This is a genomic window from Rhizobium sp. GW821-FHT14E12 (genome assembly GCF_058803745.1).
The window spans coordinates 1,554,650-1,576,194 of sequence record NZ_JBXAPH010000001.1; the positions used below are offsets into that span (position 1 = coordinate 1,554,650).

General features: G+C 61.0%; 24 protein-coding genes. 7 read left to right on the forward strand and 17 right to left on the reverse strand.

All coding sequences use genetic code 11. The features are described from left to right. On the forward strand, nucleotides 1-1,428 hold the full coding sequence (locus AC1RO0_RS07635) for a gamma-aminobutyraldehyde dehydrogenase (RefSeq protein ID WP_498592253.1): 1,428 nt from the start codon (nucleotides 1-3) through the stop codon (nucleotides 1,426-1,428). 162 nt (nucleotides 1,429-1,590) lie between these two features. Here AC1RO0_RS07635 and AC1RO0_RS07640 read toward each other — a convergent pair whose 3' ends face one another. Both AC1RO0_RS07640 and AC1RO0_RS07645 read right to left on the reverse strand, forming a co-directional pair. Further along, a complete protein-coding gene (locus AC1RO0_RS07640) occupies nucleotides 1,591-2,004 on the reverse strand; it encodes a hypothetical protein (protein WP_498592254.1) in 414 nt (137 codons plus the stop codon). Then, the gene (locus AC1RO0_RS07645) at nucleotides 1,997-2,245 is read right to left on the reverse strand and encodes a type II toxin-antitoxin system prevent-host-death family antitoxin (protein ID WP_498592255.1); all 249 of its coding nucleotides are present in this window, start codon (nucleotides 2,243-2,245) and stop codon (nucleotides 1,997-1,999) included. The genes AC1RO0_RS07640 and AC1RO0_RS07645 overlap by 8 nt, the downstream gene beginning before the upstream one ends. Nucleotides 2,246-2,431: 186 nt before the next feature. Between AC1RO0_RS07645 and AC1RO0_RS07650 the strand changes: the two genes are divergently transcribed. Further along, nucleotides 2,432-2,605, forward strand: a complete 174-nt coding sequence (locus tag AC1RO0_RS07650; RefSeq protein ID WP_498592256.1) for a DUF1328 domain-containing protein — start codon at nucleotides 2,432-2,434, stop codon at nucleotides 2,603-2,605. A gap of 27 nt (nucleotides 2,606-2,632) precedes the next feature. Here the strand turns inward: AC1RO0_RS07650 and AC1RO0_RS07655 are convergent, their stop codons facing one another. The 11 genes from AC1RO0_RS07655 to AC1RO0_RS07705 all read right to left on the reverse strand — a co-directional run bounded on the left by AC1RO0_RS07655 (nucleotide 2,633) and on the right by AC1RO0_RS07705 (nucleotide 12,905). Next, complete coding sequence (locus AC1RO0_RS07655; protein ID WP_498592257.1) at nucleotides 2,633-3,307, reverse strand: DUF1345 domain-containing protein; 675 nt, start codon at nucleotides 3,305-3,307, stop codon at nucleotides 2,633-2,635. A 109-nt stretch (nucleotides 3,308-3,416) separates the two neighbouring features. Further along, entirely contained in the window at nucleotides 3,417-4,148 is a 732-nt protein-coding gene (locus AC1RO0_RS07660; protein ID WP_498592258.1) for an SDR family oxidoreductase, read from the reverse strand. Between the two features lie 101 nt (nucleotides 4,149-4,249). After that, nucleotides 4,250-5,383 carry an extracellular solute-binding protein gene (locus AC1RO0_RS07665; protein ID WP_498592398.1) on the reverse strand — a complete coding sequence of 378 codons (1,134 nt, stop codon included), beginning with the start codon at nucleotides 5,381-5,383 and terminating at the stop codon, nucleotides 4,250-4,252. Further along, entirely contained in the window at nucleotides 5,380-5,832 is a 453-nt protein-coding gene (locus tag AC1RO0_RS07670; protein ID WP_498592259.1) for a MaoC/PaaZ C-terminal domain-containing protein, read from the reverse strand. Before AC1RO0_RS07670 ends, AC1RO0_RS07665 begins: the two co-directional genes overlap by 4 nt. 3 nt (nucleotides 5,833-5,835) lie before the next feature. Next, nucleotides 5,836-6,909 (reverse strand): Gfo/Idh/MocA family oxidoreductase, encoded by a 1,074-nt coding sequence (locus AC1RO0_RS07675; protein ID WP_498592260.1) that lies wholly within the window; start codon nucleotides 6,907-6,909, stop codon nucleotides 5,836-5,838. Between the two features lie 162 nt (nucleotides 6,910-7,071). After that, complete coding sequence (locus AC1RO0_RS07680) at nucleotides 7,072-7,401, reverse strand: L-rhamnose mutarotase (RefSeq protein ID WP_498592261.1); 330 nt, start codon at nucleotides 7,399-7,401, stop codon at nucleotides 7,072-7,074. 14 nt (nucleotides 7,402-7,415) lie between these two features. After that, complete coding sequence (locus tag AC1RO0_RS07685; protein WP_498592262.1) at nucleotides 7,416-8,528, reverse strand: mandelate racemase/muconate lactonizing enzyme family protein; 1,113 nt, start codon at nucleotides 8,526-8,528, stop codon at nucleotides 7,416-7,418. 16 nt (nucleotides 8,529-8,544) lie between these two features. Beyond that, a complete protein-coding gene (locus tag AC1RO0_RS07690) occupies nucleotides 8,545-9,642 on the reverse strand; it encodes an ABC transporter ATP-binding protein (RefSeq protein WP_498592263.1) in 1,098 nt (365 codons plus the stop codon). 4 nt (nucleotides 9,643-9,646) lie between these two features. Next, the gene (locus tag AC1RO0_RS07695; RefSeq protein WP_498592264.1) at nucleotides 9,647-10,513 is read right to left on the reverse strand and encodes a carbohydrate ABC transporter permease; all 867 of its coding nucleotides are present in this window, start codon (nucleotides 10,511-10,513) and stop codon (nucleotides 9,647-9,649) included. Nucleotides 10,514-10,515: 2 nt separating this feature from the next. Next, entirely contained in the window at nucleotides 10,516-11,409 is an 894-nt protein-coding gene (locus AC1RO0_RS07700) for a carbohydrate ABC transporter permease (protein WP_034517464.1), read from the reverse strand. Between the two features lie 179 nt (nucleotides 11,410-11,588). After that, nucleotides 11,589-12,905, reverse strand: coding sequence for a type 2 periplasmic-binding domain-containing protein (locus tag AC1RO0_RS07705; RefSeq protein WP_498592265.1), 1,317 nt, complete (start codon nucleotides 12,903-12,905; stop codon nucleotides 11,589-11,591). A gap of 156 nt (nucleotides 12,906-13,061) precedes the next feature. On the opposite strand from AC1RO0_RS07705, the gene AC1RO0_RS07710 reads away from it, so the two are divergent. The 3 genes from AC1RO0_RS07710 (at nucleotide 13,062) to AC1RO0_RS07720 (ending at nucleotide 15,975) form a co-directional block, all read left to right on the forward strand. Next, the gene (locus AC1RO0_RS07710; RefSeq protein ID WP_498592266.1) at nucleotides 13,062-13,880 is read left to right on the forward strand and encodes an IclR family transcriptional regulator; all 819 of its coding nucleotides are present in this window, start codon (nucleotides 13,062-13,064) and stop codon (nucleotides 13,878-13,880) included. 63 nt (nucleotides 13,881-13,943) lie between these two features. Next, the gene (locus AC1RO0_RS07715; RefSeq protein ID WP_498592268.1) at nucleotides 13,944-14,780 is read left to right on the forward strand and encodes an amidohydrolase family protein; all 837 of its coding nucleotides are present in this window, start codon (nucleotides 13,944-13,946) and stop codon (nucleotides 14,778-14,780) included. A gap of 28 nt (nucleotides 14,781-14,808) precedes the next feature. Beyond that, entirely contained in the window at nucleotides 14,809-15,975 is a 1,167-nt protein-coding gene (locus tag AC1RO0_RS07720) for a CaiB/BaiF CoA transferase family protein (protein WP_498592269.1), read from the forward strand. 66 nt (nucleotides 15,976-16,041) lie between these two features. Here AC1RO0_RS07720 and tal read toward each other — a convergent pair whose 3' ends face one another. Further along, entirely contained in the window at nucleotides 16,042-17,007 is a 966-nt protein-coding gene (gene tal, locus AC1RO0_RS07725) for a transaldolase (protein WP_498592270.1), read from the reverse strand. 502 nt (nucleotides 17,008-17,509) lie between these two features. On the opposite strand from tal, the gene AC1RO0_RS07730 reads away from it, so the two are divergent. Continuing rightward, a complete protein-coding gene (locus AC1RO0_RS07730) occupies nucleotides 17,510-18,499 on the forward strand; it encodes a sugar-binding transcriptional regulator (protein WP_498592271.1) in 990 nt (329 codons plus the stop codon). 237 nt (nucleotides 18,500-18,736) lie between these two features. Here AC1RO0_RS07730 and AC1RO0_RS07735 read toward each other — a convergent pair whose 3' ends face one another. Both AC1RO0_RS07735 and AC1RO0_RS07740 read right to left on the reverse strand, forming a co-directional pair. After that, nucleotides 18,737-19,609 carry a methylated-DNA--[protein]-cysteine S-methyltransferase gene (locus AC1RO0_RS07735; protein WP_498592272.1) on the reverse strand — a complete coding sequence of 291 codons (873 nt, stop codon included), beginning with the start codon at nucleotides 19,607-19,609 and terminating at the stop codon, nucleotides 18,737-18,739. 69 nt (nucleotides 19,610-19,678) lie between these two features. After that, nucleotides 19,679-20,182 carry a DUF2244 domain-containing protein gene (locus tag AC1RO0_RS07740; RefSeq protein WP_498592399.1) on the reverse strand — a complete coding sequence of 168 codons (504 nt, stop codon included), beginning with the start codon at nucleotides 20,180-20,182 and terminating at the stop codon, nucleotides 19,679-19,681. A 22-nt stretch (nucleotides 20,183-20,204) separates the two neighbouring features. Between AC1RO0_RS07740 and nth the strand changes: the two genes are divergently transcribed. Next, the gene (gene nth, locus AC1RO0_RS07745; protein WP_498592273.1) at nucleotides 20,205-20,984 is read left to right on the forward strand and encodes an endonuclease III; all 780 of its coding nucleotides are present in this window, start codon (nucleotides 20,205-20,207) and stop codon (nucleotides 20,982-20,984) included. Here nth and AC1RO0_RS07750 read toward each other — a convergent pair. Beyond that, a complete protein-coding gene (locus AC1RO0_RS07750; RefSeq protein ID WP_498592274.1) occupies nucleotides 20,946-21,536 on the reverse strand; it encodes a TetR/AcrR family transcriptional regulator in 591 nt (196 codons plus the stop codon). The two genes, nth and AC1RO0_RS07750, sit on opposite strands and share 39 nt — an antisense overlap. Between the last annotated feature and the right edge of the window lie 9 nt (nucleotides 21,537-21,545).

Below are 21,545 nucleotides of genomic sequence, written 5' to 3' on the forward strand. Positions count from 1 at the left end.
ATGGACATCCAAATGCTGATCGGCTCCCGCTTCGAGGCCGGCACGGAGACGGAAGAGCATATCCTCAACCCGAAGACCGGCGAGACCGTGCTCGACCTGCCCGAGGCATCACTCGGCCAGATCGACGCCGCCGTCGATGCCGCCGAAAAGGCATTCACAAGCTGGTCGCAAACCACGCCTGGCCAACGCTCCGCCTATCTCCTGAAGATCGCCGATGCCATCGAGAAGGATGCCGAGGGTTTTGCGGCGCTGGAAGCGCTCAACTGCGGCAAGCCGATCAATGCCGTGCTTAACGATGAAATCCCCGCCATCGTCGATTGTTATCGCTTCTTTGCCGGCGCGGTGCGCAATCTGCATGGCCCGGTCGCCGGCGAATATCTGCCCGGCCATACCTCAATGATCCGCCGCGACCCGATCGGCATCGTCGGCTCGATTGCACCCTGGAACTATCCACTGATGATGATGGCCTGGAAGCTGGCGCCGGCGATTGCCGGCGGCAACACCGTCGTCTTCAAGCCCTCCGAACAGACGCCGCTGACGGCGCTGAAAATGGCGAAGCTGCTGGCGGACATCCTGCCCGAAGGCGTCGTCAACGTCATCCTCGGCCGCGGCGAAAGCGTCGGCAACGCGCTGATCAACCATCCGAAGATTGGCATGGTGTCCATTACCGGCGATGTCGCCACCGGCAAGAAGGTGTTGCAAGCTGCTGCCAAGACGGTGAAGCGCACGCATCTCGAACTTGGCGGCAAGGCCCCGGTCATCATCTTCGACGACGCCGATATCGACGCTGTCGTCGCCGGCATCCGCACCTTCGGTTATTACAATGCCGGCCAGGACTGCACCGCCGCCTGCCGCATCTATGCCGACGCCAAGGTCTACGACAATTTCGTCGCCGACCTCACCTCCGCCGTCTCCAGCATCAAGTTCAACCTGGCCGATGACACCGAAAACGAAATCGGTCCGCTGATCTCCAAGCGCCAGCGCGACCGCGTGGAAAGCTTCGTCACCCGCGCCGCCGAACACAAGCACATGGAGATCACCACGGGCGGCAAAACCTCCGGCGACCGAGGCTTCTTCTACGCCCCCACCATCGTTGCCGGCGCGACGCAGGATGACGAGATTGTTCGCCGCGAAGTCTTCGGCCCCGTCGTCTCCGTCACCCGCTTCACCAATCCCGACGACGCCGTCGCCTGGGCCAATGACAGCGACTACGGCCTCGCCTCCTCCGTCTGGACCAAGGACATCAGCCGCGGCATGCAGACCGCCGCCCGCCTGCAATATGGCTGCACCTGGATCAACACCCACTTCATGCTGGTCAACGAGATGCCGCATGGTGGGCTGAAGCAATCCGGCTACGGCAAGGACATGTCAGTCTATGCTCTGGAGGACTATACCGCCGTGCGGCATGTGATGATCAATCATGGGTGAGAGGAGCGGTTCGGCGCAGCCGAAGCAATCGACCCAGTGAGTCGATTGCAGCGCCGAACGCCCTGAGCCATGCGAAGGGCCGGCTGGTGCGGCACATCGGGAGCGCACACACAGGTCTGATGTTCCTCAGTTCTGCATTCCTTCACTGACGTCGCGTAGGGATTAATCTCTACGCGGCACGGCCTTCGTGCGGCGCTCTCTGGCAGCCTGCGTGAAGGCACGAAGCGCCTTTTGCTGGAAGGCAGCACTGAAGCTGCCGAGACGACCGTTCGGATCGAAATAGAAAGATCCCTCCAACAAGTCATGATTGTATTCGTCAAGCATGACGCAGAGCGGCATGTCGTCGAGACCGGCCCTGCGTCGCTCGATCTGCGGCACTTCCAGCGCCAAGCGATCGGCTGCGGGCGGGCTGGAGGTAATCGGCAGGATGAAAAGATTGGTCTTGCCGTCCTTGTCCGTGACGACGGCGACCAATGAGACTGGGCGGGACTTACGCCCTTCAGTCTCGCGGGCCTCATGCTGCCAGCGCCAGAGATAATCGTAGCGCCAGATGTCCCCCGCCGTGGGCTTAGTCACGCTTCCTATCCTCGTCTTCGCTGCTCAAGGCGCTTTCGAGCAGAGCCAAATGCTCAGCAGGCATTTCCTCGACAGCATAGCTACGGCGCGGATCATTGCCGAAGCGCGCCTCATAGGCCTCGATGCTCATCAGCACGTACCGTGTCTTGCGATGCTTCGTAATTGAAACAGGCTCCTGACTGGCGGCGGCAAGCACATCGCCCAGGCTCTGCTTCAGTTCCGTGGATGCATAGGACTTCATCAGGCAACCTCCAATCGTCTATTTTAGACAAAATAGACGATTTAGATCATATAGACAATATTGATAGGAAACCGACCAAACTCCATCGGATGGAGTGCCGATTGATAACCTGAGTTATCCAGCCACACCGGAACAATTTCCCCTTTCATGCGTCTCCACTGAACGCAACGCAGAGGAGATTTTCAAATGCTGAAATGGGCCATTATATTTTTCGTGATTTCCCTGATCGCCGGCTTTTTCGGCTTTTCCGGCGTTTCCGCCGCAACGGCGACGATTGCACGCGTACTCTTCGCGATCTTCCTGATCGTCTTCCTGGTGTTCCTGATTCTGGCCGTCATAGCCGGTAACGTCGTACTGTGACAATCGGTAATACCTTGCAGGGGCGAGCTATACCAGGCTCGCCCCGACATTGATGGCAAGCGCCAGGATCGTCGTGTTGAACAGGAACGACAGGATGGAATGCAGCAGCACCAGCTTGCGCATGCTGACCGAGGAAACGCCGATATCGGCGGTCTGGGAGGCGACACCGATGGTGAAGGAGAAATAGAGGAAATCCCAATAGATCGGCTCCTCCACCGGCGCGGCGAACACCAGTCCCTCCCCCTTGCCCGGGCCGCCATAAAAGCGGTGCGCGTAGTGGATGGTGAAAAGAATGTGCAGGAATGCCCAGGAGATCAGGATCGTTACGATCGCCATCCCCACGCGGAAAGCTGCGACCTCGGGCGGTGCATCCTTGATGCCGAGCAGATCCAGGGCGATGCCGCCAATGCTGGCAACCGCCGCGGCGATCGACAGAAACAGCAGCAATGCATCCGAGAAATCAAGATCGGCGGAACGCTTGCGGATAAGACGCGCATCGGCCGTCAGCATGCGATAGAGGCTGAACACGATATAGATGATGGCTGTCGCATTCCAAGCGATGAGCATATTGCCCGCGTTCACTGTGCGCGAGGTCAAAAGCAGGAAAACCGCCACGCCGATCGCAATGGCGATGAGGATCACCTGATGCTTGCGCAGCAGCACGAGGCCTCTGGAACGATGCAGCTGTCCGTCCACACCCATGCCGTTCTCCCGATTGCAAATCGTCTCTCAGACATCGATTCGCCGATGAGAGTGGCAAATAAAAGGAGGCCCCGCAATGCGGAGCCTCCGATCCGAAGGAAGATGGCGTTCAGGCCGTCCAGCCGCCGTCGATGACATGGGTCTGGCCCGTGGTGAAGCCCGCCTCGTCGCCGGCGAGATAGGTTACCAGCGCGGCGATTTCCTCGGCATTGGCAATCCGACCCATCGGCTGGCGACCGATGAAATCGGCCATCGCCTTTTCGTAATCGCCGGTGGCGCGCAGGCGATCATGCAGCGAGGGGCTGTCGACCGTGCCAGGGCAAATGGCATTGGCGCGGATGCCCTTGGAGACGAAATCGGCGGCGATCGACTTGGTAAGCCCGATGACGGCGGCCTTGGAGGCGCAATAAGCAAAGCGGTTCGGCACGCCCTTCACGCTGGAGGCGACTGACGCCATGTTGACGATCGAGCCCTTGCCCTTTTCCAGCATGCCCGGCAGGAAGGTGCGGCAGGTCGTATACATCGCCTTGGCATTGAGGTTGAAGGAGAAATCCCAGTCCTTTTCCTCACAATCGAGAATGGTGCCGGCATGCACAAAGCCGGCGCAATTGAAGAGCACGTCGATCGGTCCGATTTCGCTTGCGTAAGCCTTGACCGCGGCGCTATCGAGCACGTCCAAAACATGCGTGCTGGCGCCTTGCAGCGTCGAGAGCGTCTGCTCGTTGATGTCGGTGGCATAGACATGCGCGCCGAGCGAGATGAAGCGCTCCGCCGTCGCCCGGCCGATGCCCTGACCCGCCGCCGTGATGACGACCTTCTTGCCTTCCAATCCGTGACCCATAATCCTGATCCTTTCCTCCATGGCTTGATTCCGATCCGGAGAACCCCAAGGCCATCTCCGGATAAGAACAAGCAAAAACAGACAGCTAGAGCCGTTCCACTCTAGCCTTCAAACGATTGCGCGAAGCGCCGGTTGAGTTTGTCGATGAGGACTGTATGCCGCTCGGCGGTGCGCAGTCCATGGGTAATCATCTCCGAAGCCTCACTTTGAAACGCCATGTAGCCATCATGACGCGGCCGCACGTAGGAACCCTCCAGCGTGGCCCGCGTATTGCGATAGAAATCGAGCGCCGGCGCGTTGACGGCATCGCTGACCCAGGCATTCGCGTGCCCCGGCTGGCCGTTACTCCCGGCATAGAGACCCGCCTGCACCGGTCCGCCGGCGATCCAGCGCGCAAAAGCTTTGGCTTCCTCCGGCGCCCGCGTCGCGGCCGAAACGGCGATCCCCGTGCCGCCAAGCGCTGAACCATCCGGCGCGCGGCCGTCGATCACCGGCATATCGGCAAAGGCGATACGCGCCGGTCGGAATCCGGCGAAGGAATAGCTGACATAGCCGTATATGAAGGGGGAGACATCATAGGGGCAATCCGGCTCGCCCATGAGATCGAACACGGCGATCGGGTCCATGTCATAGCATCGGGCATTCATGCCACTGAGGATCCGCGCCAGCCAGTCGAGTACGACTTCGCCATCCGCCCTGGCGATAAATTCCGGCCCTTCGATACTGCAAGGCGTGCCGAGATGCGCCGCGAGGGTGAAGAAGGTCATCAGCACATGCGGCGAGCGCATCGGCAGGATCGCCCTGCCCTTCTCGGCCAGTGAAATGATCTCGGCAAGATCGGTGACCGGCCCGCTCAGCCGATCCGGTCGGTAAGCCTGGACTTGCGTTGCCGCGTCGATCGGCAAGGCCCATTGCCGGCCCTGCCAATGATAGCTCGGATAGGACCGGCCGACCGTACCGGCTGCGATGGCGGCGAGTTTGTCGGCATGGTCGGCGTCATCGAGCGGCAGCAGGCAATTCTCGCGGGTGATCTGGCCGACATGCGGATGGTCGATGACGATCAGGTCGTAAGCGGCGGCAAGCTCCTCCACCGGAAAGGTCTCGAAATCCTGCAGCGAGCGCTTTTCCCAGGCGATCTCGACGCCGGTCTTCTCCAGCCAGAGTTTTGAGCAGGCTACCATCGGGTCGTAGCCGCGCGGATGTGACCAGGTCATGCCTTTGAGCTTCGCCATCAGCCTGCCGCCTTGCGCTCGACGATCAGGATATGGTCGGCGGCGAGCACGACTTCATTGCGCTGATTGAGCACCTCGCAGCGCTCGACCACCCGGCCGGACACCGGGCGCTTCGGATCGTCCTCTTTCGCCGATATCGTCACCCGCGTGCGGATCGTGTCGCCGATATGGACAGGGCGGATGAAGCGCAGCCGGTCATAACCATAGGAGAAGGCGACGGGATTGATCAGCGACGCCGTCAGCCCGACGCCGATCGAGAAGATCATCGTCCCGTGCGCGATGCGCTGGCCGCCCGGTAGGGTCTTGGCGAATTCCGCATCCATGTGATGTGGAAAGAAATCGCCGGTATGGCCGGCATGGACGACGAAATCGGTCTCGGTGATCGTCCTTCCGGTCGTGATCCTGACATGGCCGAGTTCGTAGTCCTCGAAATGGATCGTCTGTTCGGCCATCACTCACACCTTCGGAAGTTCGGCAATCGGCGTCGCCGGAGCGGCGCTCGATTGATAGGCGGCCTCGACCAGCGCCATGGTCTGCCAGGCATCCTCAACGGAGCCGACCAGCATCTTGTCCTCGCCCGAGGCGAAGCGCTGCAGATTGGCCATGCGGTTGACGAAAGCATCCGGGAACCAGGCGCCTTCGAGCTTCACCTCGACCCACTCACTGCCGCCGGCAGGCTTAATCCACAGCTCGTCCGGCTCGCCACGCGGATAGTCGAGATTGACGCCGAGCTTGATATAGGCCGCACCCTTGGTGCCCGAAATACGAAACTCGCAGGCCTGGAACTTGCGGCCGAAATCATGGTCGTGGTTGACCGAGAGCACGCAGCGCACCCTGTCGCCATAGTCGAGGATCGCGGCGGTCCGCGTCTGCGCCATCTCATGGTTCGGATGGCCGATGGTCTTGGCATGCACGCCCAAGGGATTACCGAGCAGGCCGCGAATGAAATCGAGATAGTGGATCGAGTGCATGGCAATCTCGATGCGCGGCAGGCCTTTCAGGAACGGCCAGAGTCCCCAGGGCGTCGCCAGCGCCAGCCAGGCGTCGAAATCGACGACCTCGCCGAGATAGCCCTTCTCGACCGCATCATGCAGCGCCAGCATCATCGGCGCAAAGCGAAGCTGGAAATTCACCGCCGCCTTGATATCGAGCTCGCGGCAGACCTTCAATATCTCCGTCGCCCCGGCAAGATCGCTACCCATCGGCTTCTGGATCAAAGCGAAAGAACCGTGCGGCAGCTTGGCGAGAATAGCGGCATGAGCCACAGGTGGCGTCGCCAGATCGAAGATCGCCCCTTCGACGGCCAGCGCCTCGGCCTCGGTGGTGAAAGCGCGGATACCCCATTGATCCGCCAGGACCTTCGCCTTTTCCGCATTCGGATCATAGAGGCCGACCACCGGAAAACCGCCCTTCTTGTAGGCCGGCAAATGGGCATCGCCGACGATGCTGCCGGCGCCGAAGACTACGATCGGGCGTGGGGCACTGGGCTTGGGCCACCATTGGCGGAGGGATTGGGGATCGAAGGTCATCACACCCTCCCCTTAAGGGGGAGGGTCGGACCGAAGGTCCGGGGTGGGGTGATCTCTGCTCGCACGGAAACGTCAGATATGAAGATGCCGAGCGTCACCCCCACCCGCGCGTTCCGCGCGACCTCCCCCCTCAAGGGGGAGGTGGTCGCGTCATTCCGATCCCTAATCAAGATGAAACACCTCCTGCATCATCGCCCACCATTCCCCCTCCTTGCGGGTCTCAAACGGCTTCTGGCAGGGGATGCACACCGACCACCATTCCTGGTTCTTCGGGCTCGCCGCCATCTTGGCCATATCGGCCTCGAAGTCCGTGCCGACATATTCCCAATAGCCGAAGAGCAGGTTTTCCGGCTCCTTCAGGAAGATCGAATAGTTGGTGATATTGCATTCGGAGATCAGCGCCAGGATCTCGGGCCAGACAGCCGCATGAAGCGCCTTGTATTCCGTAACCTTAGCCGGCTCCAAGCCGATCACCATACCCATCCGCTGCATGACCGTGTTCTCCCTCAGCCGTGAATCTCTCTGGTGAATTCGCCGATCGAGCGCGCCTTCACCGCTTCCCAATCCCAGGCGATGCCGATGCCGGGCGCGGATGGCGCGATCGCCTTGCCGTCGACGATGTCCATGCCTTTCGTGGTAAGGTCGTCGAGCTGCGGGATATATTCGACATATTTCCCGTTCGGCACGGCGCAGACGAGGCTGACATGCAGCTCCATCAGGAAATGCGGGCAGACCGGGATGTCGAAGGCCTCGGCCGTATGCGCCACCTTCAGCCAGGGCGTGATGCCGCCAATGCGTGCAACGTCGACCTGGACGATCGAGCAGGCGCCCTTCTGCATGTATTCGCGGAAATGCCGGATTGAATAGATGGATTCCCCAACCGCAATCGGCGTCGGCGTCGAGCGGGTCAGCCGGATATGGCCATCGAGATCGTCGGCCGGCAGCGGCTCCTCGATCCAGGCGAGATCCAGCTCCTTGAGGCGCGCGGCACGGCGGATCGCCTCGTCGACGGTAAAGCCCTGATTACAGTCGGTCATGATTTCGAAACCGGAGCCGAGTGCCAGACGCATGGCCGAGAGCCGATCGTAATCCTCCGAGCCATGCGGCTTGCCGATCTTCACCTTCGAGCCTGAAAAGCCCTTGGCCTTCGCCTGCAAGGCATCCTCGACCAGGGCTTCCTTTTCGATGTGCAGCCAGCCGCCCTCGGTCGTGTAGAGCGGGCAGCGATCCCTGGCGCCGCCGGCGAGCTTCCACAGCGGCAGGTTCTGTTTCTTTGCGCGCAGGTCCCAGAGCGCCGTATCGACAGCGGCAAGCGCCAGCGCCGTGATCGCGCCGATGGTCGTCGCGTGGGTGGCGAATTCCATTTTGTGCCAGATCGCCTCGATGCAATCGGCATCCTCGCCGATCAACAGCGGCGCCAGATGGTCGGCTAAGAGCCGCATCACCGACGAACCGCCGGTGCCGATCGTGTAGCTGTAGCCGGTGCCGTCAGCGCCGTCGCTGTCGGTGATGGTGACGATCGGCGTCTCCTGGCTGACGAAGCTCTGGATCGCATCCGTCCGCTTCACCTTCGGCGGCAGGTCGACCATGCGCAGTTCAATTTTCTCGATGCGGGCCATGTCTCGCCTTCCTCGCTCAGATCGCCAGGCTCTTGCCGGTTTCGATGGAGAAAAGATGCGCCTGGCTGAAATCGAAGCTCATCTTCAGCTGCTCGCCGCTTTTCAGGCCGCGTGGATTGAGCATGCGCGACACCCATTCGCGACCGGCGAATTCGACGAAAACAAGGGTTTCGTTGCCGAGCGGCTCGGTGATGGAGACGGGCAGCGTCACCTCATGCACCGCTGCCTCGGGACCAGAATGCAGGCCGTGGCCAGTCGGGAAAATATCGTCCGGGCGCAGGCCAAAGGCGACCTTGTCGCCATCCTTGACCCGATCCGTGAATTGGCCCGGCAGCGGCAGCCTGTCACCATTCTTGAACACCAACGCGCCGGCAGACACCAGCGCCTCCTCGATATTCATCGGCGGTGAGCCGATGAAGCCGGCGACGAAGCGGGTGGCCGGGCGTTTGAACACCTCGTCCGGCGTGCCGACCTGCTCGATATAGCCGTCACGCATGATGACGATGCGGTCGGCAAGCGTCATTGCTTCCACCTGATCGTGGGTGACATAGATCACCGTCGACTGCACCTTGGCATGCAGCTTCTTGATCTCGGTGCGCATCTGCGTGCGCAGCTTGGCGTCGAGGTTCGACAGCGGCTCGTCGAAGAGGAAGACTTCTGGTTGACGGACGATGGCGCGGCCCATGGCGACGCGCTGGCGCTGGCCGCCGGAAAGCTGCGCCGGGCGGCGATCCATCAGCGTATCAAGGCCGAGGATGGCAGCGGCTTCATTGACGCGCTGGTCGATCTCCGTCTGCGGCTGCTTGGCGATCTTCAGCGAGAACCCCATGTTCTCGCGCACGGTCATGTGCGGATAGAGCGCATAGGATTGGAACACCATGGAGATATTGCGGTCGCGCGGCGGCAGGTCGTTGACGACGGTGTCGCCGATTTCGATCGTGCCGTCGGAGATATTCTCGAGGCCGGCGATCATCCGCAGCGTCGTCGACTTGCCGCAGCCGGACGGCCCAACGAGAGCGATGAATTCCTTGTCCTTGATATCGAGATCGATCCCGTGGACGATTTCCAAGGCACCGTAGCGCTTGACGAGTTTTTTGAGCGAGACCTGAGCCATGGGATCAACCTTTGACCGCACCGAATGTCAGACCTGACACCAGATGCTTCTGAATGATGAATGTGAGTGCGAGCGCCGGAACGATCATCACCACGGCGAGGGCACACATGCCGCGCCAGTCGATGGTGAATTCGGCCGTGTAGTCGAGCAGGCCGACCGGCAGCGTCTTGGAATTGACCGAACGCGTCAGCTGCGAGGCCAGGGCATATTCGTTCCAGCAGGTGAGAAAGGCGAAGATGCCCGCCGACGCGATGCCAGGGCCGGCAAGCGGAAACTCCACCTGCCAGAAGGCCTGCCAGCGCGTGCAGCCATCGATCTGCGCGGCTTCGGCCAGATCCTTCGGAACCTGCCGGAAGAAGCCGTCGATCAGCCAGATGGTGAAGGGCACGTTCAGCGCGACATAGGTGAGGATCAGGCCGAAATGCGTGTCGATGATCCCGAGCCGCGCATAGACCATGAACAGCGGCAGCGACAGGGCGACACCCGGCACGGAACGCGTCAGCATCAGGCCGAGGAACACGGTCGACTTGCCGGTAAAGCGGAAGCGGGCAAAGGCATAGCCGCCGGACATGCCGATGACGAGCGCAATGGCCGTGGAAGTAATGGAGATCACCAGCGAATTGCGGAAATAATCCCAGACGGGAATGCCGCCCTGCCCCGCACCGCTGAACATGGCGCGATAGGCTTCAAGGGAAAGTTCGTGCGGAATCCAGACCGGCGGTTTCGCCATGATCTCGACCGTCGGGCGCAGCGAGCTCAGGATGATCCAGAAGCCCGGCAGGCAGATGATGAGCATCGCGATGAAAAGGCCGATGAGATAGGCGACGTTTCCGATACGGCGGCGCAGGCGTTGTTCGGCGTTGCGATCCATGATTACCACTCCGCTCCGATCTGGGTGCGGGCAAGCGCCAGCTTACGGAAAAAATACACTGTGAAGGCGATCGACAGGATGATCGAGACATAGGCCATGGCGTTGGCGAGACCCATTTGTGCGTCGGCATAGGCGGTGCGCCCGACCAGCGTCCAGATCAGCTCCGTGCGCCGTGCCGGACCGCCATCGGTCATGATCTTGACGATGTCATAGGCGCGGGCGACGTCGAGCGAACGGATCGTCATGGCGATGAAGGCAAAGGGCATCAGGAACGGCCAGGTGACATAGCGGAAGGTCTGCCAACCCGTGCAGCCATCGACCTTCGCGGCCTCCACAGGCTCCTGCGGCATGGCGAAGAGGCCGGCGAGGATGAGGATGGCGAAGACGGAGGTGGAGGACCAGACTTCCGCAACGATGATCGAAAACAGCGCCAGATTGCCGTCGATCAGCCACGGAATGGCATCGTTTGTGATCCCGAGCGACTGCAAGGCATTGTTGATGATGCCGACATTGTCGTTGAACATGAATTTGAACTGGAAGCCGACGAGCACGGGCGAAAACATCATCGGAAACATCATCAGCGTGCGCAGGATGCGCTTGCCGTGGGTCGCCTTGTTGACCAGGAGCGCCAATCCTAGGCCGAGCAGCATTTCCAGATTGAGCGCGATCGTCAGCAGCACGACGGTGCGCACGAACGCCGCCAGGAAGACGGGATCGGTCAGAATGCGGATGTAGTTGCGCAGACCGATGAAGGTGAAGAGCGTCGACGGCCGCGTCAGGCGAAACGGCGTGAAGCTGGAATAGAAGGACAGGAGCAGCGGAAACAGCACCACCGCCACAAGCACGATGATCGCTGGAAGAAGCAGCAGGACCGGTGGGGATATTTTCTTGAACATGGTTTGCACCTGTCGGCATTCCTCAGCAGCGTGGTGTGACTGCGTGGAATGCGATTGCATGGGGCCGAGAGGCCGGATTGACGTCCGGCCGGACAGACCGGCCCCTAGAGGCGCAGGTCATAAGCATTTTTCAAAGACATCCCGCACCCGTTTCCGGGCGCGGGACCTGATTGCGTCGATCAGAGCGAACCGGCGTCCTTCAGAACGTCAGTCGCCTTCTGTGCGGCCGTGTCGAGCGCTTCCTTGGAGGTCTTGTCGCCAAGGATGGCGGCCTGAAGCTCAGGATAGACGACGTTGGAAATCTCGATCCATTGCGGCGTGCGCGGAACCGGGAAGGCGTATTTCATCGATTCCTGGAAGGTGCTCAGCACTTCCTTCTTGTAAGGATCGGACGCAGCCTGCTGGATGTCCCACTCCCAGACCGCCTTGCGGGTCGGCAGCGTGCCGTTGGCGGCTTCGAGCTTCTGCGAATCGTCATTGGTCAGGAACCAGACGAGCGAGGCGGCGGCATCCTTGTTCTTGCAGGCTTCGGTCACCGAGAAGCCGTGATGGCCGGACCAGCCGGTATGCTTGCCGGAGGAGCCGACGGGTTGCACGACGACGCCGACATTGCCGGCGACCTTCGAGGATTTCGGATCGTTGAAATAGGTCGCCCAGCCCGGCCAGTCGAGATCGAGCGCGACGGTGCCCGAGGCAAAGCCGGCGCCGAGATCGTCCCAGAGATAGTTGGTGGTGCCGGCCGGGACGGCTTTCGCCTTGTACATGTTCACGAACCAGTCGAGCGCGCGCGCACCGGCGTCGGAATTGAAGGCCGGCTTGCCGTCCTTGTCGAGATATTCGCCGCCTTCCGCGACCAGCATTTCAAAGAAGCGGCCGTTGATCGCCTCTTCCTTGCCGGGGAACTGCGTGCCGAAGAAATTCGGCGGATTGGCGAAGAACACCGCCTGATCCGACACTTCCTTCCAGGTCTTCGGCGGCGCCAGATCGTAGCCATACTTGGCCTTGAACGCCGTCTTCTTGGCTTCGTCGCTATAGAGGCTCTTCTGGTAGTAGAGCGCCGAAACGTCGAACTGCGCGCGCGGCAGCATGATCAGCCGGCCGTCGATGGTGGATGCCCCAATCGTCGAATCAACGAACTGGGCGATCTCTTCCTTCGGCAGCAGCTTGCCGAGATCGGTGTAAAGGTCGGGATATTGCGGCGCGAAGGACGAGTGGTTCGAGCCGACGCACCAGGAGATATCGCCTGACGCCATGTCCGACTTGATTTCCTTGTCGAGCTCGAAATGGTTCTTCTTGGAGAGGATATTGACCTTGGCGCCGGTCTCCTTCTCCCACTCGGTAATACGCGCATAGAGCGGCTCATATTGCTGGCCGCCGATCAGCTTGGCATCGATCGTCACGCCCGGAAACTTGCCGGGCAGGTCGGCGGCGAAAGCCGCGGAGCTCGCAAGCAATGCCAATATGCCGGCGGCAAGACCGGCCTTCAAATTCCTCATTGTCATTCCTCCCTAAAGAACCGGACTCCCCGTCCGATCGCCCTTGCGACCCAAATATGGATCATTGATTTATAAGTAAACATCTTATTCATTGGCCGTCAAGCCGGGATCAACGGCGCTTGCAAATCGCAATCATTCACATATGAATGATGATTCATGTTCATTGATGAGAGGCCCGCCGTGACCATTGAAGACGACAGCGATCGATATCGCGCACCGGCGCTGGACAAGGGCCTCGATATTCTGGAACTGCTGGCGCGTATCGACGGCGGGTTGACGCAGGCGGAAATTGCCAAGGCGCTCGGCAAGAGCCCGAACGAATTCTATCGCATGCTCGACCGCCTGGTGCGGCGCGGCTATGTGCAGCGGCAGGATGGCGACCGCTTCTACCTGACGCTGAAGCTCTTCGGCCTGGCGCATTACCACGCGCCAGTGCGCCGGCTCGTGTCCTTCGCCACGCCGCTGATGCGTGAATTCTCCAACCGCGCCGAGCAAGCCTGCCATCTGGCAATTTTCGACCGCGGCTCCGTCGTGGTCATCGCCCAGCAGGATTCGCCGACCTATTGGGGCATCTCGATCCGCGTCGGCGCCCAGATCAACCTGTTCAACACTGGCTCCGGCCATATCCTGCTCGCCTTCCGCGACGAGAAGCAGCGCCAGATGATGATCAACGAGCAGCGCCGCCAACAGGACCAGGAGGACGACCGACCGCCGGCCGATCTCGACGACAGGCTGCGGGTGCTTCGCGACAAGGGTTTCGAGACCATGGACAGCTTGCAGACCAACGGCGTGCGCAATATCTCCGCGCCGATCCTGGCCATGGACGGCAATGCGCTGGCCGCACTCACCTGCCCCTATATCCAGCCGGTCAATCCCAACGCGCCAACCTATGATCAGGTCATCGATTATGTGCGGGAAGCGGCAAAGCAGATCTCCGAAACGGTCGTCGGCACAGTGGATACCAGCGAGCTATAATTTCTATTTGAATAAATTATTCTTCTGTGAGTATATGCTGACCAGCATGATGGGAGGATCGCCATGCTTTTCGATAGCCACCTGCACATTGTCGATCGCGAGAAACTTGCATATCCCTGGCTGGAGGGGGCCGGCGCGCTAAACCGCGACAGCCTCTACGAGGACTATGCCCGCGAAGCGCATCGCTGCGGGATCACCGACACACTGCATATGGAAGTCGATGTCGCCGAGAGCGATATCGAACGGGAAACGGACTATGTCAAAGGCTTGAGCCAAAAGCCCGGCAGCCTGATCCGCGGCGCCATCGCCGCCTGCCGTCCGGAAGACGCAGCCTTTCCCGCATATCTGGAACGGGTGCTCGCCGAGCCCTTCGTCAAAGGGTTCCGCCGCGTCCTGCATGTCATGCCGGATGATGTCTCCGAAGGTGCTCTCTTCCGCGAAAACCTGAAGCGGCTGGCCGGCACGCGCCTTACCTTCGATCTCTGCGTGCTGCCGCATCAGATTTCCAAGGCAATCGCGCTCGCCGACCTCAATCCCGACGTCCGGTTTATTCTCGACCATTGCGGCGTGCCCGCGATCAAGAAGCAGCTCAGCGAGGTCTGGTCCTCGGGAATAGCTGCGATTGCCAAGCGTCCGAATGTCGTCGTCAAGATTTCCGGCATCGTCGCCTATGCCGATCCCGACAGCTGGACCGTCGACAGGCTGCAACCCTTCGTCGAGCATTCGATCGCAAGCTTCGGCTGGGATCGCGTCATCTGGGGCAGCGATTGGCCGGTCTGCACGTTGGGCGGCGGTCTCTCCACCTGGGTCGCCGCCACGCATGCACTGATGCAAGGGGCAAGCGCCGACGAACGCGACCGGCTCTATCAGCTGAACGCCAAGCGTCTCTGGTCTCTCTGAGCGCTGACGCAGAAATCGAAGGATCCAGATGCCGACGGAAAACAACGAAGGCCTGCTTGCCGGCATAGTGGTGCTCGATATGAGCCAGTTCCTGGCCGGACCGATGGCAGCCCTTCGGCTTGGCGATCTCGGCGCGCGGGTGATCAAGATCGAGCGCCCCGACGGCGGCGATCTTTGTCGGAGGCTCTATCTCAGCGATACCGAAATCGGCGGCGACTCGACACTCTTCCACGCCATCAATCGCGGCAAGGAAAGCTTTGCGATCAACATGAAGGACGAAGGCGATCTGCGAGATCTCAAGACGCTGATCGAGAAAGCCGACGTCATCATCCAGAATTTTCGCCCTGGGGTCATCGAGCGCCTGGGCCTCGACTATGCCTCGGTCACAGCGATCAATCCACGCATCGTCTATGGCAGCATCACCGGCTACGGCCCGGACAATGAATGGCGGCAGTTTCCCGGCCAAGACCTGCTCGCTCAGGCCCGCTCCGGCGCCATGTGGCTGAACGGCGAGGCAGATGGCGGCCCGGTGCCCTTCGGCCTTGCGGTCGCCGACATGCTGGCCGGCAATCTCATCGTCCAGGGCATTCTCGCTGGCCTTGTGCGGCGAAGCGTTACCGGTCGCGGCGTCCATGTCGAAACCAGCCTGCTGGAAGCGATGATCGATTTCCAGTTCGAGGTGCTGACCACGCATCTCAACGACGGTGGCCGTCTGCCGCAGAAATCCTCCGTGCGCAACGCCCACGCCTATCTTTCGGCACCCTACGGCGTCTATCACTGCGCCGACGGCTGGCTGGCGCTGGCGATGACGCCGCTGCCGAAGCTGGCGCAGCTGCTCGACCTGCCCGCGCTTGCCGATTACACAGCGGACGAAGCCTTCTCCCTGCGCGACGAGATCAAGAGCCTGATCGCCATCCGCCTGCATCAGAAGATGGTGGCGGAATGGCTCGCCATTCTCGAACCCGCCGATATCTGGGCGACGGAGGTGCTGGATTGGCCGCAACTGCTCGAAACCGCCGCCTTCCGCCAGCTCGACGTGCTGCAAACCGTGACCCGCGGCGACGGCATTTCCGTCCGCACGACGGCAAGCCCAATTCGCGTCAATGGCCAGCGCCACAAGAACGATCTTGCAGCCCCAACGATCGGCAGCGGCTCCGAGAAAATCAGGGCGGAATTCACAATCACCGCAGACTGACCGCAGCCAAAGAAAAAGCGCGGCCACCCTTCGGTAGCCGCGCCTTGTTCATCTCAGTCCAACTGCTTAAGCAGCAGCGAGCTGCAGTTCCTTGCTGACCATGGCGCGAAGCGTGCCGAGGTCCTTGGCGAATGCGCGGATGCCTTCGGCGAGCTTTTCGGTCGCCATCGCATCTTCGTTCATCTGCCAACGATAGGTCTTTTCATCGACGATGATCTTGGCAACGGAGGTCTTGTTTTCCGGTGAGAGCTTGCGCTCCAGCTTGCCTTCGTCCTTGGCGAGCTCGTCGAGCAGGTTCGGGCTGATCGTCAGGCGATCGCAACCGGCCAGAGCTTCGACTTCGGCAGCACTGCGGAAGGAGGCGCCCATGACGATCGTCTTGATGTCGTTGGCCTTGTAGTAATTGTAGATTTCGCGAACGGACAGAACGCCCGGATCTTCTTCCGGGGTGTAGTCCTTGCCGGTCGACTTCTTGTACCAGTCGAGGATACGGCCGACGAAGGGCGAGATCAGGAAGACCTTGGCGTCAGCGCAGGCGACGGCCTGAGCCTTGCTGAAGAGCAGCGTCAGATTGCAGTCGATGCCTTCCTTCTGCAGCACTTCGGCGGCGCGAATGCCTTCCCAGGTAGAAGCGAGCTTGATCAGAATACGGTCGCGCTCAATGCCGCGCTCCTTATAGGCAGCGATGATGGCGCGGGCCTTGGCGAGCGATGCCTGAGTATCGAAGGACAGGTCGGCGTCGACTTCGGTCGAAACACGGCCGGGAACGAGGCCGGACAGCGCGGAGCCAACGGAGATCGCCAGACGGTCGGCAACGGCAGCAGCAACTGCATCCGGCGTACCGCCCTGCTTCTTGCCCCAGGCGACGCCTTCCTTGATAGCATCGGCGAACATCGGCGTGCCGAGCGCCTTCAGGACGATGGTCGGGTTGGTCGTGCAATCGACCGGCTTCAGACGGGCAACCGCCTCGATATCACCGGTATCGGCCACGACCGTCGTTATGGCGCGAAGTTGGTCAAGCTTGGATGTCATGATACCTATCCTTGTTGAATTGAGCCCATTGGGGTGGGAAATGTTGACCGGCGATTCCGTCCGGTTCGATGGACGATACGAAGACTGCGAGCGGATCACGCCGCACTGTCTCCCATGCCTCGGTAACGGCAGAAACAGCGCGATGGTTCCATTTCCGGCGAACGGTCAGCGCTGCGAAGAAACAACTTTCCGGGACTGGCTTTTCGACGGGTAAGAGCGCCCTATATGGCTCCCTGCCCGACCAAGCATGCCCACGGCGCAGCACTCGCACATTGCCCTCCTCAACTGGACAAAGACCGTATTCCTCAGGCCGACTATCATCAATCTCGCCAGGAAAAGTCAAGCGACATTTGTGCATTTCAATTGACATAAGTTTCAAGCCATAGAATATCTCCAGGCGAAGAGCCGATCTCGCCGCCCCTGCCCTGTGCCACTGCGGCAACCTTGGTTGCTTGCGACCAGTATAACAGAATGGGTAGGCGAAAATCTTGCTGGAGGACCTGTGGCCAAACTCAGACGCGGGACACACACTGCCTATTCCGAGACGGCATCTTTGCGGCTACGCGCCGCCTGGCTCTATTATAATCAGGGCCTGACGCAGAAGGATGTCGCCGAGCAGCTCGGCATCAGCCGCACCACTGTCATCCGCCTGCTCGACGAGGCGATGCGCCGCAGCGAGGTGCAGATCTGGATCAATGAAGGCATTGATGACTGCGTCGAGCTGGCGATCAAGCTGGAGCGTATTTACGGGCTGGACGAGGCGATCGTCGTTCCGGCACCGGCCGGCGGCGACGTCAATGCCCAGGCGAAAAGCGTCGGCCTGGCGCTCGGCCAGTTTCTGACCGAAGCAATCCCTGACAATTACACTATCGGCGTCGGCTGGGGCCGGACGATGACCGCCTCGCTCGCAAGCTTCCGCCCGCCCCGCCGCGACAATTGCAAAGTGGTCTCGCTGCTCGGCGGCATCGTCGCCGTCCACCAGACCAACCCGATCGACTACACCTGGCGCCTGGCAAGCCAGCTCGGGGCGGAATGCTATATGTTCCTGGCGCCGCTGCTGGTCGATTCCATCGAGACCAAACGCAATCTGATCGAAAAATGCGGGCTGGAAGCGATCTACCGGCTGGCCGAAAACCTCGATCTCGCCATCGTCAGCTGCGGCGATATCGGCCCGCAATCCACTTCGCTGTCGGAAGGCTTCATCTCGAAACGGGAGCTGGATCAGTTGATCGAAGCCGGCTGCGTCTGCGACACCATGTTCAATTTCCTCGACGCCGAGGGCAATTCCGTCGACCACCCGATCAACAAGCGCGTCATGTCCGTCGATCTCGACACGCTGAAGAAAGCCAAGCACATCGTCATCTCCTCCGGCGGCGCCCACCGCGCCCAGGCGATCAGCGCCACCATCAAACGCATCGGCTGCAACACGCTGATCACGGATGAAAGCGCTGCCAAGGCATTGTTGCAGATGGCGATGGCAAAGGCGGCTTGAGGCATGGATCGGCTGGTCTGGCTGCGGGGCCGCCTCGTGGCTCGAGGCCCTGCCGTCCACGCTACTGCTTCGACGTCAGGGCACCTCACCATGAGGCGGGGAGAGTTGCCCGACCGAGCGCAAATGATTAGCCCTCATGGTGAGGCGCGAAGGTCCAGAGGACCGTAGCCTCGAACCACGAGTGCGAGTAGTTAGCGAAAACAGCTCTTCAAGCGCGCGCAAACCACGCCAAACCCCTCAAGCCTGCCCCGCCTCCCAGCCAAGCATCGCCCGCTTGCGCGTCAGGCCCCAGTGATAGCCGGTGAGATCGCCGTTCTTGCCGAGCGCGCGGTGGCAGGGGACGACGAAGGAGAGAGGGTTGCGGCCGACAGCGGCGCCGACAGCGCGCATTGCCGTCGGCTGGCCGATATCCCTGGCGATGTCGGAATAGGTGACGGCGCGGCCCATCGGGATCTTCAACAGGCTTTCCCAGACCCGCACCTGGAAATCCGTGCCGATCAGCACCACGCGCAACGGCTGGTCGCTCGACCATTTCGACGGCTCGAAAATCCGTGCCGCATAGGGCATGGTCGCCTGCAGGTCCTCGACATATTGCGCATTCGGCCAGCGGCAGGTCATGTCCTCCAGGCAGGCCTTCTCGTCGCCGGTATCGCTGAAGGCAAGGCCGGCAAGACCACGGTCGGTGACCATGATCAGGGCAAGCCCGAACGGCGAGATGTGGAAGCCGTAGCGGATGGTCAATCCACCGCCCTTCGCCTTCCATTCGCCGGGCGACATCGCCTCATGCGTGACGAAGAGATCGTGCAGCCGGCTCGGACCAGAAAGCCCCACTTCGAACGAGGTTTCGAGCAGCGGCAAATCTTCCTGGCGCAGCAACCGCTTGGCATGATCCAGCGTCACGGCCTGCAGGAAGGCCTTCGGCGACAGGCCGGCCCAGCGGGTAAAGGTTTTCTGCAACTGGGTCGACGATTGCCCGAGCCTGTCGGCGATCGCTTCCAGCGACGGCTGGTCGCGATAGTCCTCGGTGATGAGTTCGATCACCCGGCGGACGGTATCGTAATCCGGCCCTTCCGGCGTGATGTCTTTCTTCAACTGTGCAATGGCATTCATAATCTTTCTCCTTGGAAAGGAGAACACCACGAAGAGAAGGGCAAAACCACCCGTTTCTTGCGCAACCAACTATATCCTCTGGGTTACAGTCGCCAAGGCACGCTTGAAAGCCTTGGCAAAACTCTCGCGGTCTTCCGGATTGAGAAACGAGCCGACATCGGTGTCGTGGCTTTTGTCGCGGACATGCATCGACACCACGCCGATCTCGCTATGGCGACGAACGAGGAAGCGTGTCCAGAACGGATTGAAACGGTGCTCGACCATGCGGCCCGACGGCGAGAACTTGCGGATGGAAACATCGGTGCGCGACACCGTCACCTCTTCGCGCACCCGGCCCGAGCGATAATTCAGCCAGAAGGCGCCGTAGAGCAGGAAGAAGTCCGCACCGAAGAAGATGCCGATCGGCCATGCGCCGCGGATGACAAACAGGATGCCATAGACTAGGCAGAACGTGCCCATCAGCGCCAGCATCACCCTGAACCCCTTTCGCCCCAGCGAGCGATGAGGAAACAATTCGGCGGCAAAAACCGGCCTGCTGTTGTCGGCGCCAGGATCGGCGTTGCGTTCCATCATGGGTCTTGAGTATAGGTCGTTCATGGCAAACCCCAAGATCAAATCCAGCGCCCAAAACATGAAAAAGTCAAATGCGACCGCAAGCCGCAAGCCGGCTTTCAAGTGTCCTTATTCCAAGGCGGAGCTGGAGGAGATTTTCCGCCGCTTCTCCATCCAGCGGCCGGAGCCGAAGGGGGAGTTAGAGCACGTCAACCCCTTCACGCTCGTCGTCGCCGTGGCTTTGTCGGCGCAGGCGACCGATGTCGGCGTCAACAAGGCGACCCGCGCCCTCTTCGCTGTGGCTGATACACCGCAGAAGATGCTCGATCTCGGCGAAGACCGCATCCGCGACTACATCAAGACGATCGGCCTTTATCGCAACAAGGCCAAGAATGTCGTGGCACTGTCGGAAAAGCTGCTCCGGGATTTCGATGGCGAAGTGCCGCAGACGCGCGAGGAGCTGATGACGCTCCCGGGCGTCGGCCGCAAGACCGCCAATGTGGTGATGTCGATGGCCTTCGGTCACGCGACGCTCGCTGTCGACACCCATGTTTTCCGCATCGCCAACCGCCTGCTGCTGGCCCCCGGCAAGACGCCAGACGAGGTCGAACAACGGCTATTGAAGGTGATCCCGGATCAATATCTCTACCACGCGCATCACTGGCTGATCCTGCACGGGCGTTATGTCTGCAAGGCGCGCAAGCCGGAATGCGAACGCTGCGTCATCGCCGACCTCTGTCGCTCGCCGGAAAAGATCTGCGATGTGCCGGCACCGCTGGTTGAACTACCGCAGCAGATGATCACCGCCGAGGCCGGCAATTAGGGTCGCGACGGCCTGCTCGTAGTCCCGGCGGCTACCGCCCGCCTCGATCGCCAGTGCCGCGCGATCGAAAGCCGCAGACAGCAATGTTGTCAACTGAGGCAGCAACGCATCCGGCCCACCCATTTCCGCCAGAAATTCAGCCAGCCCCTCCCGCAGACTTGCCTCCGCATGCTCGCCGTCGATGGCACCGATCGCCTGTGCGCCAAGCACGGCGGGTCCATCCAGCAAGAGAAGTCGGGTACGGCCAGCGACCACCATGGCATCGAAATAAGCGGCGGCGCCGGCAAGCAACCGATCGTAAGCCGAGCCGGACGGTAGAGACCTCTCCTCGATCGCCCGGGTGACGGCCTCCGCCTCCTGCTCGACCACGGACCGGAACAGCGCCTTCTTGTCCTCGAAATGGTGATAGAGCGCGCCCCGCGTCACCCCCGCCGCCTGGACGATGTCGGGCGTGGCCGTCTCCGCATAGCCGTCCCTGACGAAGAGGATACGGGCAGCGTCGATCAAGGCCTGCTTGGTGGCTTCGGTTCGTTCGCGATTGCTGCGGCTCATATCACCTCT